Here is a 12,867-nt window from a genome sequence, read left to right as displayed (position 1 = left end):
GCCGAGGGAAGTCATACTGGCTTGGCGCATTCTCCCGCGCCCGGGCCGCGGCGTTAGACTGGCCATGCCGCCGCTGTCTGCAGCCGACATATCCGGCGGCCGATTTCCACTGCTTGCCGACTTAGGCTGCCGGCAGGCCACACCCAGGAGTTGTTTAGAGAGCGCATGAGTCTGATAGTTCAGAAGTTCGGAGGTTCCTCCGTTTCCGATGCCGACGGCATCAAGCGCGTCGCCAAGCGCGTGGTCGACACGCAGGCGGCCGGAAACGATGTAGTTGTGGTGGTTTCCGCCATGGGCGACACCACTGACGAGCTGCTGGACCTGGCCGGACAGATTACGTCCGACCCGAGCGCCCGCGAGATGGACATGCTGCTCAGCGCCGGCGAGCGCATCTCCATGTCGCTGCTGGCCATGGCCATCCAGGAACACGGCGCGACCGCCCAGTCCTTCACCGGAAGCCAGGCCGGCATGATCACCGACGCCATCCACGGCAAGGCCCGCATCATCGACGTCTCGCCGCACCGGGTCAAGACCGCATTGGAGAAGGGCGACGTCGCGATCGTCGCCGGCTTCCAGGGCATGAGCCAGGAAAGCCAGGACATCACCACGCTCGGCCGCGGCGGCTCGGACACCACCGCGGTGGCCCTGGCGGCGGCGCTGGACGCCGACGTCTGCGAGATCTACACGGACGTCGACGGCATCTACACCGCCGACCCCCGCGTGGTAAGCAGCGCCAAGAAGATCGAGAAGATCTCCAGCGAGGAAATGCTGGAAATGGCCGCCTCCGGCTCCAAGATCCTGCACCTGCGCTGTGTTGAGTACGCCCGCCGCTTCGGCGTGCCGCTCCACGTCCGCTCCTCGTTCAGCACCAACGAAGGCACCTGGGTCCTGCCCAGCCCCGACGACAAAATCAAGATCCAAGAGGGAGAACCCATGGAACAGCCCATCATCTCCGGCGTGGCCCATGACCGTTCCGAGGCGAAAGTAACGATCATCGGCGTCCCGGACATCCCGGGCAAGGCGGCCGAACTCTTCGGCATCGTCGCCGGCGCGCACGCCAACATCGACATGATCGTGCAGAACGTCTCCACCCAGGGCTCCGGCAAGACGGACATCTCCTTCACCCTGCCCATTGTGGAAGGCAAGGACGCCCTCGAGTCGCTGCACGCCGCCCAGTCCACCGTCGGCTTCGAAAGCATCGACTACAACGACCAGATTGGCAAGCTGTCGCTGATCGGCGCGGGTATGCGCTCCAACCCGGGCGTCTCCTACAAGTTCTTCGAGGCGCTGCACAAGGCCGGCGTCAACGTGGACATGATCTCCACCTCGGAAATCCGCATCTCCATCGTCACCCACGCGGACCTGCTGGACACCGCCGTACGCGCGGTCCACTCGGCGTTCGACCTGGACAGCGAGGACGAGGCCACGGTCTACGGCGGCACCGGCCGCTAGGACCGGGTCCGGCCCAACCGGCCACAAAATAACGACGGCGATGCCCGCCTCACGCGGGGATCGCCGTCGTTGTTTTCCTGATGGTTAGGGGGCCGACCGGTCAGGTCGTCTCGTGGCGTTTGCGGAACGCGTAGGCATGGCCTTCTGCATCACGTTCCACTTCGATTTCCGCCAGCTGCTCCTCGGAGGACAACTCGGCATCATCGTGCCGGTGCACTACGGGAGTGTCACTGTCAATCCTGTCCGCAGGTCCCCAGACCTTGGCCGCGCGGGCCGTAATCCTCATGAAACCGCGGATGAAACTCGAATTCCCAGCCATCTGAATCACCTTCTTAACGGGGTAAGAATCCGGTGATCCAAGTGTAGTCCGCTACTGCTGCTTGGGCACGATATAGGTGCTGCCGTCCGCCCGGCGGATCGTCTGCCACTGCTCGGCCTCAGCCTCGCGCGCCTTGAGGAGTTCCTTGTTCTCCTCCGTCATCGGGTGGTCCACGCCGCTCTTCTGCGCAGGGCCGAAGATCACGCGCAGCTTGCCCGTGATGTTCATGAACCGCTGCGCCCCCGACTTTTTCTGGCCCATGGAGGGACCCCTTTCCTGCGCGTGCCGACGATTGGACTGGATGCATGAACCACTCTACGCTAACAATTAGTGCACTAACTATTCGGAAGGGCGTGATGGGCTGTGACGGTTGACTCGGACCGCGCGGAGGACCTGCTGCTGGAGCACCAGCTCTGCTTTGCGCTTTCCGTGGCCTCGCGCAGCGTGGTCGCCGCCTACAAACCCGTGTTGGAAGGGCTGGGGCTGACCCACCCGCAGTACCTGGTCATGCTGGCGCTCTGGGAGCAGAGCCCCCGGACCGTGAAGGAGCTCGGCGAGGCGCTGGCCCAGGAGCCGGCGACGCTCTCCCCCATGCTCAAGCGGCTGGAAAGCGCCGGCCTGGTCACCCGCCAGCGGGTCGCCGGCAACGAGCGCGCACTGGCGATCGAGCTGACCGACGCCGGGGCGGCGCTGCGCGAGCGGGCGCTGGCCGTTCCGGGAACCATGCTGGAGCGGCTGGAGCTGGACCGCGGCATGCTGCAGGAGCTCAACGCCTCCATGCGGCGGCTCATCGACGCCGCCCAGCGGGCCGTCTGACCGCGCCGTCTGGCGACTGAGCCAAACGCGAACTCCCCAGCTTTGAAATCCATGCCGGACATCGTCGCAGGTCAGGTCGTTGCTTGAAGGGTAAAGCAGGGAACAAGCGCTGATCCGCGGGGAGTTCAGGGAGCCGTGGCAATCAGACGCCCGCGGCGCGAGGCTACGAACGCCGGGGAATGCTCGGGAAGCCAAGCCGGGAAGACGCTGGGCTGGCGGGGAGGGCGACGGCGTCGGACGCGCGCCCAGCGCGCCGCCTGACCGAGGGCGGCCCGGCGCCTCGCACGGAAGGAGCCCCGCCGCCTGACCGAGAGCGGCCCGGCCCGCGCAAGAAAGGAGCCCCGCCGCTTGGACGGGGCTCCTTCCGTGACGGACGAACCGGCGGCTAGCGCTACGGGACGTTGATGGTCAGGGTGGTGTAGGCGCTGTCACCGAACTTGACCAGGCCGACCCAGCTGCCGGAGCCGAGCCCGCTCCATTTGGCCGTGACCTTGCCGGACTGGCCGTTGGGCAGCTCCAGAGGATTCGGCGTTACGGTCAGGTTCCCGGCGTCCCCGGTGAGGGCAACGGTGTTGAGCGTGCCGGTGGCGGTGGCCGCGCCGTCCGAGGTGCCCCACAGGTGTCCGACAACCTGGTAGTCGCCGGCCGCGGGCGCCGTGAGGGTCAGGCTCTCACTGGTGTTGGCGGTGGCGACGGCGATCTGCTCGCCGTCCGGCGTCATCACGTACAGATCCCAGTCCGCGGTCTCGGCGGCGGAGTTGATCGCGAACTCTGCCGTGGTGGCACCCGCCGGGACCGTGAGCGTGCTGGTGATGGAACTGGCCGCGGTGATGTTGTTGGGATCCGGAGTCTTCTCCTCGGTCAGCGCGTTGGACTTGACCAGGCCTTCCACGGTGATGTCGATCGGGTTGTCCGTCCCGGAGGTCACGTCGATGGCCTGCTCGCCGGATGCGGCGGCGGAGTCGACGGTGACGGTGGGCGGAGCCAAAGCGGCCACCGGGGTGAGGGCCACGGGCGCGGTGACGGTGTGGTCGGTGCTGGACCAGGTCAGCTCGCCCATCGCGGCCTCGCCGTACTCTGCGCTGTCGTTGGTGAAGGTGACGGTGAAATCCAGCGACTGGCCGGCCTGGGTGAATTCGAGCTGCTCAGGCACGATGACGGCGTCCACTCCGGGGACGTCGATAGCGGCGGAGTAGCTGCCCGGCTCGAGCGCGGTCAGCGTGCGGGTCACCGTGACCGGGCCGGTCAAGGTGCCCAGCGCTATGGAGGGAACGTTGACGTCCTTGGCGGCGATGGGCTTCACGTCCGGCCAGACGTCGCCGCCGGAGGCCGTCTCCAGGAAGCCCGCCCAGTCCAGCACATCGGCATCGTAGACCAGCCCGGGGTCGGCCATCGCAGCAGCGTCCACCTCGCCCGCGCCCGTGGCGAACTTGTCCTCATTGGCCGCTCCGTCGGCTGTCTGCACGTCGGCGGCCGTGGTCATCATGGCAGACTTCACCGCCGCGGGCGACCACTTGGGGTTTTCGCCCAGCATGAGCGCGGCCAGGCCGGCCACCTGGGGCGCGGCCATGGACGTGCCGGACATGAAGCCGAAGTTTTCGCCGCCTACTATCGGGGAGACGCCGGCCAGCACGCCGACGCCGGGCGCCGCGATGTCCGGCTTCAGCAGGTCGCCGCCGACCGCCGTGGACGGGCCCCGCGAGGAGAAGTCCGCGATCTGGGGCAGCGGAGGCTCGGGCTGGCCGGTGGTGTCGTGGTTGACCAGCGCCGCCGTCAGGCCGGAGTCCGCCGCAACCTTGGCGAGGAAACCGTCGTCGTTAATGTGGACGGTTGGCACCGCATGCTGGTCCAGGTCCAGCGAACCGGTGGGCACGTTGACCAGGACCATGCCGACGCCGCCGGCGTCCTTCACCGTCACGGACTTCTCCGCGCGGGGGTTGACGCCGCGTTCGCAGACCACGATCCTGCCCGTGGCCTTGGCCGCGTCCAGCGACCCCGGCAGGCAAAGCCGGGCGTTCTCGGTCTCGTCCGTCTCCTTCTTCCCGTCATCCTTGACCGCGGCGTTGCGCGAGAGGATCAGGGCTGTCTGCGGGACCTCGGAGCTCATGATCGAGGCGCCGCGGTACTTGGAACCGTCGGAGAGTTCCACCGTGCCCTGCAGCTCGTTCGAGAACGTGCTCGCCGCGACGGTGGTCAGCCAGGGCGCGCTGTGGTTGACGGTGGTTTCCGTCGGACCGGAGTTGCCGGCCGAGGCGGACACGAAGATGCCGGTGGCGGCCGCGTTGAAGAACGCCAGGGCCACCGGATCCAGCACCGAGTTGTTGTTGCCGGAGATCGAGTAGTTCAGCACATCGACGCCGTCCTTGACGGCCTGTTCGATGGCGGCGACGGAGGCCGAGGTGAAGCAGCCGCCGGTCGAGGGGTTGGTGTCCTCCCAGCAGATCTTGTAGACCGAGACCTTCGCCGCGGGGGCGACGCCGGAGCCCTCGCCGAAGTCGCGGCCGTCCACGCTCGTCTTGACGCCGTGGTTGCCGGCGGCAGTGGTGGAGGTGTGGGTGCCGTGGCTGTCGATGTCCAGCGGCGAAATCGATTCGTTCGGGTCGCGCTCGGCCGGCGGCACGAGCTTCAGGAAGTCCTCGGCGTAGTACCGGGCACTGAGGACCTTGCTGTTGCACTCTTTGCCGGTCCAGGCGCGCGTGCTGTTGCTGCTGCCCTGGGCCTTCTGGCAGTCGCCGATGAACGTCTCCCCGTCCGCCTTGAGCATGGCGATCTTGCCGTCGGTGGTGAGGTACGGGACTCCGACCTCGGGCGTCGCGCCGCGGGCCAGCCGCGTGGGCTCCTCGCCGGAGAGGAAGGCGTTGTCCGGGTAGTAGCCGGTGTCGATCACGCCGACCACCACGCCCTTGCCCGCATTGGCCGTGCCGCCGTATTGCTTCTCCCAAGCGCCGTCCTTGCCGGGCAGGCCGAGGAACTCGGTGCTGGAGTAGTCCGGGCTGAGCTGCTTATTCTCGGAAACGGAAAGCACCTGCGGGTTCTTGGCCAGGACCGCCGCCTGCTCCGCGGTGAGGTCTGCAGTAAACCCGTTGACCGCCGTCGTGAAGCTCTGCCCCATCGAGGTGCCGGCCGCGGCGGCGACCTCTTGCTGCTTCCGGTTCAGGTGGGCGGCGTACTTCTGGGCCTGCGGGCTGCCCGCGTCCACCTTCTTGCCCTTGGCGGGCTTGGTCGCCGCGATGCCGGCCACCCCGCCGTCGTAGGTTGCCAAAGGTTCGCCCTTGAGCAGCACGATGTACTGGCCGTCTTTGTAGGCTTGGACGCTCGGCTGCCCCGAAGGATCGGCGGGCCCGACTGCGGCCGCCGGTCCTGCCAGGCTGGATAGTACGAGGGGTAATCCCAGTGCGAGTGCCGTGGCGGCGCGGAAGGAGCGCCGCCGCACAAAGCCTCTGCTTTGCTTGGTCATGAGATTGGAACGCCTTTCATCCCTGTGGGACGGACCAACTTGGTCCGGCCCCCAGACCCGCCGGCTGCTCGCTGCCCGACGCGGAAACGAATCAACTCCGGGCGGCTGGCGTTCCGGCCATTCGGCCGGCCCCTCCCCCCAACTGCGTGGCCGAAGCCACTACCGGCGGGATCTGTGAGCTCAAATTAGCGGAGGAAATAGTCTCAAAGAACCCTTTCAGGAATGTTCACGACGGTCCCACCCAATAACCAGTCAAAGTCTATCCCCGAGCCTAAGGAAGTGATATAGCAGCCCGTCTTTGCGACAATAGAATCATGCAGTCGCAGTTGACCCGGCTGGAAGTGCTGGGCCCGGAGCACTGGCAGGCTCGCGAGGAGGCGCACCAGCGCCGCGCCTCCCGCTTCGCCGAGCCGTACCTGGAGCGCCGCTCGGCGGGGCGCAGGCACCCGGTCGAGGACTTCCTCTTCACCTACTACACCCAGAAGCCCGGCCAGCTGCTGCGCTGGCACCCGGGCGCCGGCGTCGTACTCACCGGCGAAGCCGCGGCGGAACGCGCCGGCTGGAAGTACTACCGCGCGCTGACGGACGCGGAGCGGGCGGAACAGGACATTAACGACGGCGGAGCGGTCACCTTCGACGCCGAGCGGTTCCTCCGCGAGCGGACCGAGACGGTGTCCTTCACCCGGAGCATCCTGGCCGCGACCGCGGCGCGTCCGGCCCGGTTCGCCTGCTTCGGCCTGCACGAATGGGCCATGGTCTACAAGTCGCGGCTCAACGGCGTCCGGCACGAATACCTGGAGCTGCGGCTCGGTGCGGAGGGCACGGATGGCGTGGTCGAGGCGAGCCGGATCAACTGCTCGCACTTCGACGCCTTCCGCTTCTACACGCCGCAGGCGGCACCGCTGAACACCCTGCGGCTGAGCCGGGAGAACCAGCGGGACATGGAACAGCCCGGCTGCCTACACGCCAACATGGACCTCTACAAGTGGGCCTACAAACTCACTCCTGCACTGCCCGGCGAACTCGTCATGGACTGCTTCGAGCTGTCCTGGCGGATCCGCGAGATGGACATGCAGGCCTCGCCGTATGATCTCGCCGCCTGGGGATATGAGCCGATCCGCATCGAAACCGCCGAGGGCCGCGCGCAGTACGCGGCCGCCCAGCGCGGCTTCGCGGATGAATCGCAATGGCTGCGCGGCCGCTTGCTGGCCGCACTGGAGACGATCGAAGGGTGAGAACATGGACCGCAAACGCGCTGGCTCAAGGACGGCACTGGCCCTGCTGAGCGTGCCCGCCGCGCTGGCACTGCTCCTGAGCGGCTGCGCGCCCGGCGGCGAGGGGCCTGGGGAAACCAGCCCGCCGGCGAGCCAGCCGGCCTCGAGCGGCCCCGGCAGCGCGCCGCCGTCGAGCCCTGCGGAAGGAGCCCCCGTGGACGCCAAGCTGAAGATCTCGGTCTCGACCTCCGGCGCGGACTACAAGGAGGAAAAGACACTCGTCTGCGTCGACTCCCAGCCGATGGAAAGCTCCACGGTCCAGGATCCGGACGCGGCCTGCGCGGCGCTGGTGCAGCATGCCGAAAACGTCTTCTTCACCCAGCCTGACCCCAACCGCTCCTGCACCCAGCAGTACGGCGGCCCGCAGCAGGCCCACGTCACCGGCACCATCGACGGGCGGGAGGTCAACAAGACCTTCACGCTGACCGACGGCTGCAAGATCTCCGAGTGGAACGCCATGCAGGACCTGCTCGGCGGGGCGGCCGGGAAGGTTTAGGGCCGTTCCCGGGTGCCAGAGCCGGCTTTGCTGCTGGCAGGCGAGGTGGCCGCTCAGGAACGGGGTTTGCGCACGGCCTCGCTGACACGGCGGGCCAGGTCTTCCTGCGCGGCGCGCGCTGCCTGGCGGTCGCCGCGGTACTTGCGGATGACGAGCCGGGCAAGGCCGCCGGCGACCGCGACGGCCATGATCGGCAGGAGCATGGATTGTGGTTTCTCGGCCATAGACCGATGCTACTGACCGTAGGCGACGTTGGCGTAGAATTCGCGGTTTGCTTCAGCCGGTAGAATGGAGGGTGCAAGCTCGCGGAGCGCTGGGTCAGCGTGAGACGGCACTTTTCCTGCACAGACCGTGCAGCGGTTTCCGCGTGCCTCGCTTCGTTCAAAGAGCCCGTTCCCAACACAGGAGTGACCGTTGCCACGGATCGTTGTTGATGTCATGCCCAAACCCGAAATCCTTGATCCGCAGGGCAAGGCCATTGCCGGCGCGCTGCGGCGGCTGGGCCAGACCGGTTTCGGCGAGGTCCGCCAGGGCAAGCGGTTCGAACTGACCGTGGAGGGCGAGGTCACCGAGGAGATCCTCGAGCAGGCCCGCCACGCCGCCGCCACCCTGCTGTCCAACCCGGTGATCGAGGACGTCACCCGGGTGGAGGTCATTGTCGACGCGACCATCGGAGCCGGCGAATAATGTCTGAAACCCCGCTGATCGGCGACTTCTCGCCGGCCCCCGACCGCGGCCTCTCCGGCGCGCGCGTGGGCGTCATCACCTTCCCCGGCACGCTGGATGACCGGGACGCCTCCCGCGCCGTCCGGCTGGCCGGCGGCACCGCCGTGAGCCTGTGGCACGGCGACCATGACCTGCAGGGCGTGGACGCCGTCATCATCCCTGGCGGCTTCTCCTACGGCGACTACCTGCGCGCCGGCGCGATCTCGCGCTTCGCCCCGCTGATGGAGCAGATCGTGGACGCCGCCAAGGGCGGCCTGCCGGTGCTGGGCATCTGCAACGGCTTCCAGGTCCTCACCGAGGCGCATCTGCTGCCGGGCTCGATGATCAAGAACAACCATTTGCACTTCATCTGCCGGGACCAGCGGCTGCGGGTCGAGAACGCCGACACGGCCTGGACCAGCGAGTACGCCGCCGGCGAGGAGATCGTGGTGCCGCTGAAGAACCAGGACGGCCAGTACGTGGCGGACGAGAAGACGCTGGACGAGCTCGAGGGCGAAGGCCGTGTGGCCTTCCGCTACGTCGGCGCCAATCCCAACGGGTCCCGCCGCGACATTGCCGGCATCACGAACGCGGCGGGCAACGTCGTCGGACTCATGCCCCACCCGGAGCATGCGACGGAAGCCGGATTCGGCCCCGATTTCTCCGCGGCCGGCCCGGTTGACCTGCGCGGCGGCACGGACGGGCTTGGCGTGTTCATCTCCGTACTGAAGAAGATTGTGGCAGGTGCCAAGTAAATGACTGAGACCAACCGCACCTCCGACGTCCCCGTCGAGACCCATCTGGCCACGGCCGAGGAACTGCGCAACGAGCATGTGCAGAGCTTCGGCGGTGCCGCGGATGCCGTGGAGCACGTCGAGGGACGCAAGTTCAACATCGACACCGTGGCGCACGCGGCGCAGACGCCGGACACGGACCTGCCCTGGGCCGAGCTGGGCCTGAAGGAAGACGAGTACCAGCGCGTGGTCGAGATCCTCGGCCGCCGCCCGACCGCGGCCGAGCTGGCCATGTACTCGGTGATGTGGAGCGAGCACTGCTCCTACAAGTCCTCCAAGGTGCACCTGCGCCAGTTCGGGGACAAGGTCACCGAGAAGATGAAGGAACACCTGCTCGTCGGGATCGGCGAGAACGCCGGCGTCGTTGACATCGGCGACGGCTGGGCCGTGACCTTCAAGGTGGAGTCCCACAACCACCCGTCCTTCGTCGAGCCGTACCAGGGCGCCGCGACCGGCGTCGGCGGCATCGTCCGCGACATCATCTCCATGGGCGCCCGCCCGGTGGCCGTGATGGACCCGCTGCGCTTCGGCGCGATCGACCACCCGGACACCGCCCGGCTGGTGCACGGCATCGTGTCCGGCATCGGCGGCTACGGCAACTCCCTCGGCCTGCCGAACATCGGCGGCGAGGTCGTCTTCGACTCCGTCTACCAGGGCAACCCGCTGGTCAACGCGCTGGCCGTGGGCGTCATGCGGCACGAGGACATCCGCCTGGCCAACGCGTCCGGCATCGGCAACAAGGTGGTGCTCTTCGGCGCGCGCACCGGCGGCGACGGCATCGGCGGCGCCTCCGTGCTGGCCTCGGAATCGTTCGACGACGCGAAACCGTCCAAGCGGCCGGCTGTCCAGGTCGGCGACCCGTTCGCGGAGAAGGTGCTCATCGAGTGCTGCCTGGAGCTGTTCAAAGCCTCCGTGGTGGAGGGCATCCAGGACCTCGGTGCCGCCGGCATCTCCTGCGCCACCTCCGAGCTGGCCTCCAACGGCGACGGCGGCATGCACATAGAACTCACCAGCGTGCTGCTGCGCGACCCGACCCTGACCCCGGGCGAGATCCTGATGTCGGAGTCGCAGGAACGCATGATGGCCGTGGTGACCCCGGAGAACGTCGAGGCGTTCGAGGCGATCATGGCCAAGTGGGACGTCGAGTACTCCTGGCTGGGCGAGGTCACCGACACCGGCCGGCTCATCATCGAATGGGACGGCGAGAAGATTGTCGACGTCGATCCCCGCACCGTGGCGCACGAGGGCCCGGTCTACGAGCGGCCGTTCCATCGGCCTGAGTGGCTGGACAAGGTGCAGGGCGACGCGTTCACCGGCTCCGCCGCGGACGCCGGCCGGCCGTCCTCTCCGGAGGAGCTCAAGGCCGCCGTGCTGGAACTGATGTCCTCGCCGAACATGTGCTCCAAGGACTGGGTCACCAACCAGTACGACCGCTACGTGCAGGGCAACACCGCCATGGCCATGCCCGACGACGCCGGCGTGGTCCGCGTGGACGAGGAAACCGGCCTGGGCGTCGCCATCTCCACGGACGCCAACGGCCGCTACGCCTACCTGGACCCGTACGAGGGCGCCCGGCTGGCCCTGGCCGAGTCCTACCGCAACGTCGCCACCACCGGCGCCGTGCCGATGGCCGTCACCGACTGCCTGAACTTCGGCTCCCCCGAGGACCCCGAGGTCATGTGGCAGTTCGCCGAGGCCGTGCGTGGCCTGTCCGACGCCTGTATGGAGCTCGGCGTGCCCGTCACCGGCGGCAACGTCTCGCTCTATAACCAGACCGGCGGCGTGGCCATCCACCCGACCCCGGTAGTCGGCGTGCTGGGCCGCTTCGACGACGTTTCCCGCCGTACCCCCTCGGGCTGGCGCGAGGACGGCCAGGCCATCTACCTGATGGGCGTGACCACTGACGAGCTGGACGGCTCCGAGTGGGCCAACCTGCGCGGCCACCTCGGCGGGCAGCCGCCGAAGCTGGACCTGGCGGCCGAGAAGCTGCTGGGCGAGCTGCTGGTCAACGCCTCCCGCGACGGCATGATCGACGCCGCGCACGACCTCTCCGAGGGCGGCCTCGCCGCGGCCCTGGCCGACATGGCACTGCGCTTCGGCGTGGGCGCCCGGATCGGCCTCGGCGAGCTCTGCGAGCGCGACAGTGTGGACCTGTTCACCGCACTCTTCAGCGAAAGCCAGGCACGCGCCGTCGTTAGCGTGGCCCGCAGCGAAGAGGTCCGGTTCAAGGACATGTGCTCCGCCCGCGGCTTCGCGCACATCCGGATCGGCGTCGTGGACACGGAGATCGGCGCCCTGGACTTCCAGAGCCAGTTCTCCCTCCCGCTCGCCGAGCTGAAGGAAGCCCACGAGGCGACGCTGCCGAAGCACTTCGCGTAGCCTGCACGGGCCGCGGATAGCACCCCAAAAACGCTCGGCTGGGTTATCCCAGCCGAGCGTTTTTGCATGGGCGGCCGTTGAGTTCCCGATCGCGCCCTTATATTGATCAGGGCTGCCGAATGCACAGCCGGTTTGAGAACCTGTGACGGCAGCATTACTGGAGGTCGTGAAAAAGGAGGTGTCCATGGAGGACAAAGCCGGGCCAGACCGCTTTGTCATGGTCTGTGACCATAGTTCGCTGATCCGTGTCGAATGGCAGCCCCGATTGGACGTCACCACCGAAGATGCCCGGAACCTCCTGGTCCGGCTTGAAGAACTGAGTCCGAACGAATGCCGCCCGATGCTGGTGCAGCTCAACGGCATGGCTTCTCTCAGCCGCGACGCCCTCCGGGCTTTTGCCACCCGGCTGAACGTCTCGGCACTGGCACTTGTCGGCCCATCCGGCGTGGATCGCCTCATCGCCAAGTTCTTCCTGGACGTTCACGCGCCCGGGTACCCGAGCCGGTACTTCGAAGAGGAGAAGGAGGCGCGGCAGTGGCTGGCGAAACCCTTTGCGCCGGACTCCCCCGCCCTTCAGGCATAGCAGCCGCTGTCCGCGTCAAGACAGCGCGGATAGAGGCAGCGGCGAAGCTCCCGTTCCGAGGAGCCCAGAGTCCTGGATTTCGTATCGGCGATGACTCCAGCGCAGGCGTTTATTCAGGCGGGCCGCCTACGCAGCGCTGCCCAGGCTTGGAAACCGCCGATAAGGTCGGTCGCACGCGACAGTCCCAGCCGTTGCAGGGTGTGTGCAGCGAGGCTGGAGCTGTAGCCCTCGTTGCAGACGACCACGATCCGCCGAGCGGGGTCGTCAGCGAACGGGAGCCGGTGGGGGCTGGAAGGATCGAGCCGCCACTCGAGCACGTTTCGGTCAATGACAACCGCTCCCGGAAGATCACCGTCCCGGTCTCGCTGATCGACCGGCCGCGTGTCAACAACAAGGGCCCCTGCTGCCATCTCCCGCTCAAGATCCGAAGCGTGAACACGCTCAAGCCCCATGCGGCTCTGAAGTAGTAATTGGTCGATCGTGAGAGTCCCGGGGGAATCGCCGGGATCCGAGCCGCAATGGCAGGGCGCGGCGCCGTCGTCGTCGGAGATAGGAACCTGCTTCACCCGTATTCCTCGCTTTGCCTGCTAAT

Annotated in this window: 13 protein-coding genes; 8 read left to right on the top strand and 5 right to left on the bottom strand. The window is 67.5% G+C overall.

Going from position 1 to position 12,867, the window contains the following annotated elements:
• Positions 1-165 precede the first annotated feature (165 nt).
• Complete coding sequence (locus WFH44_RS17095; protein WP_336715269.1) at positions 166-1,452, top strand: aspartate kinase; 1,287 nt, start codon at positions 166-168, stop codon at positions 1,450-1,452.
• A gap of 100 nt (positions 1,453-1,552) precedes the next feature.
• Here WFH44_RS17095 and WFH44_RS17090 read toward each other — a convergent pair whose 3' ends face one another.
• Both WFH44_RS17090 and WFH44_RS17085 read right to left on the bottom strand, forming a co-directional pair.
• Positions 1,553-1,771: a hypothetical protein gene (locus WFH44_RS17090; RefSeq protein ID WP_264796435.1), complete on the bottom strand. Its 219-nt coding sequence runs from the start codon at positions 1,769-1,771 to the stop codon at positions 1,553-1,555.
• A gap of 51 nt (positions 1,772-1,822) precedes the next feature.
• Positions 1,823-2,032 carry a hypothetical protein gene (locus WFH44_RS17085; RefSeq protein ID WP_264796434.1) on the bottom strand — a complete coding sequence of 70 codons (210 nt, stop codon included), beginning with the start codon at positions 2,030-2,032 and terminating at the stop codon, positions 1,823-1,825.
• A 102-nt stretch (positions 2,033-2,134) separates the two neighbouring features.
• Between WFH44_RS17085 and WFH44_RS17080 the strand changes: the two genes are divergently transcribed.
• Positions 2,135-2,587 carry a MarR family winged helix-turn-helix transcriptional regulator gene (locus tag WFH44_RS17080; protein ID WP_336715267.1) on the top strand — a complete coding sequence of 151 codons (453 nt, stop codon included), beginning with the start codon at positions 2,135-2,137 and terminating at the stop codon, positions 2,585-2,587.
• A 391-nt stretch (positions 2,588-2,978) separates the two neighbouring features.
• Here WFH44_RS17080 and WFH44_RS17075 read toward each other — a convergent pair whose 3' ends face one another.
• On the bottom strand, positions 2,979-6,044 hold the full coding sequence (locus WFH44_RS17075) for a S8 family serine peptidase (RefSeq protein ID WP_336715265.1): 3,066 nt from the start codon (positions 6,042-6,044) through the stop codon (positions 2,979-2,981).
• Positions 6,045-6,358: 314 nt separating this feature from the next.
• Here WFH44_RS17075 and WFH44_RS17070 point away from each other — a divergent pair, with 314 nt between their 5' ends.
• Complete coding sequence (locus WFH44_RS17070) at positions 6,359-7,279, top strand: 3-methyladenine DNA glycosylase (RefSeq protein WP_336715263.1); 921 nt, start codon at positions 6,359-6,361, stop codon at positions 7,277-7,279.
• A gap of 4 nt (positions 7,280-7,283) precedes the next feature.
• Positions 7,284-7,814 (top strand): serine protease inhibitor, encoded by a 531-nt coding sequence (locus WFH44_RS17065; RefSeq protein ID WP_336715261.1) that lies wholly within the window; start codon positions 7,284-7,286, stop codon positions 7,812-7,814.
• Between the two features lie 53 nt (positions 7,815-7,867).
• Here the strand turns inward: WFH44_RS17065 and WFH44_RS17060 are convergent, their stop codons facing one another.
• Entirely contained in the window at positions 7,868-8,038 is a 171-nt protein-coding gene (locus WFH44_RS17060; protein ID WP_336715260.1) for a hypothetical protein, read from the bottom strand.
• A 190-nt stretch (positions 8,039-8,228) separates the two neighbouring features.
• On the opposite strand from WFH44_RS17060, the gene purS reads away from it, so the two are divergent.
• The 4 genes from purS (at position 8,229) to WFH44_RS17040 (ending at position 12,275) form a co-directional block, all read left to right on the top strand.
• Positions 8,229-8,501 carry a phosphoribosylformylglycinamidine synthase subunit PurS gene (purS, locus tag WFH44_RS17055; RefSeq protein WP_262107643.1) on the top strand — a complete coding sequence of 91 codons (273 nt, stop codon included), beginning with the start codon at positions 8,229-8,231 and terminating at the stop codon, positions 8,499-8,501.
• The gene (purQ, locus tag WFH44_RS17050) at positions 8,501-9,274 is read left to right on the top strand and encodes a phosphoribosylformylglycinamidine synthase subunit PurQ (RefSeq protein ID WP_336715259.1); all 774 of its coding nucleotides are present in this window, start codon (positions 8,501-8,503) and stop codon (positions 9,272-9,274) included. The genes purS and purQ overlap by 1 nt, the downstream gene beginning before the upstream one ends.
• Entirely contained in the window at positions 9,275-11,692 is a 2,418-nt protein-coding gene (gene purL, locus WFH44_RS17045; protein WP_336715257.1) for a phosphoribosylformylglycinamidine synthase subunit PurL, read from the top strand.
• Positions 11,693-11,876: 184 nt separating this feature from the next.
• Positions 11,877-12,275: an STAS/SEC14 domain-containing protein gene (locus WFH44_RS17040; protein WP_336715255.1), complete on the top strand. Its 399-nt coding sequence runs from the start codon at positions 11,877-11,879 to the stop codon at positions 12,273-12,275.
• A 113-nt stretch (positions 12,276-12,388) separates the two neighbouring features.
• Here the strand turns inward: WFH44_RS17040 and WFH44_RS17035 are convergent, their stop codons facing one another.
• A complete protein-coding gene (locus tag WFH44_RS17035; protein ID WP_336715583.1) occupies positions 12,389-12,727 on the bottom strand; it encodes a rhodanese-like domain-containing protein in 339 nt (112 codons plus the stop codon).
• Between the last annotated feature and the right edge of the window lie 140 nt (positions 12,728-12,867).

Origin of the sequence: Arthrobacter sp. USHLN218 (genome assembly GCF_037144715.1) — a bacterium.
In the GTDB taxonomy this organism is placed as follows: Bacteria; Actinomycetota; Actinomycetes; order Actinomycetales; family Micrococcaceae; genus Crystallibacter.
Note: the sequence above shows the minus strand (reverse complement) of the source record. Positions and strands in the feature narration are given on the sequence as shown.

Bases quoted from the DNA above. Each gene is read 5' to 3' on its own strand.
- WFH44_RS17095 (WP_336715269.1), top strand. From the start codon at position 166: ATGAGTCTGATAGTTCAGAAGTTCGGAGGTTCCTCCGTTTCCGATGCC.
- WFH44_RS17090 (WP_264796435.1), bottom strand. From the start codon at position 1,771: ATGGCTGGGAATTCGAGTTTCATCCGCGGTTTCATGAGGATTACGGCC.
- WFH44_RS17085 (WP_264796434.1), bottom strand. From the start codon at position 2,032: ATGGGCCAGAAAAAGTCGGGGGCGCAGCGGTTCATGAACATCACGGGC.
- WFH44_RS17075 (WP_336715265.1), bottom strand. From the start codon at position 6,044: ATGACCAAGCAAAGCAGAGGCTTTGTGCGGCGGCGCTCCTTCCGCGCC.
- WFH44_RS17070 (WP_336715263.1), top strand. From the start codon at position 6,359: ATGCAGTCGCAGTTGACCCGGCTGGAAGTGCTGGGCCCGGAGCACTGG.
- WFH44_RS17065 (WP_336715261.1), top strand. From the start codon at position 7,284: ATGGACCGCAAACGCGCTGGCTCAAGGACGGCACTGGCCCTGCTGAGC.
- WFH44_RS17060 (WP_336715260.1), bottom strand. From the start codon at position 8,038: ATGGCCGAGAAACCACAATCCATGCTCCTGCCGATCATGGCCGTCGCG.
- purQ (WP_336715259.1), top strand. From the start codon at position 8,501: ATGTCTGAAACCCCGCTGATCGGCGACTTCTCGCCGGCCCCCGACCGC.
- purL (WP_336715257.1), top strand. From the start codon at position 9,275: ATGACTGAGACCAACCGCACCTCCGACGTCCCCGTCGAGACCCATCTG.
- WFH44_RS17040 (WP_336715255.1), top strand. From the start codon at position 11,877: ATGGAGGACAAAGCCGGGCCAGACCGCTTTGTCATGGTCTGTGACCAT.
- WFH44_RS17035 (WP_336715583.1), bottom strand. From the start codon at position 12,727: ATGGGGCTTGAGCGTGTTCACGCTTCGGATCTTGAGCGGGAGATGGCA.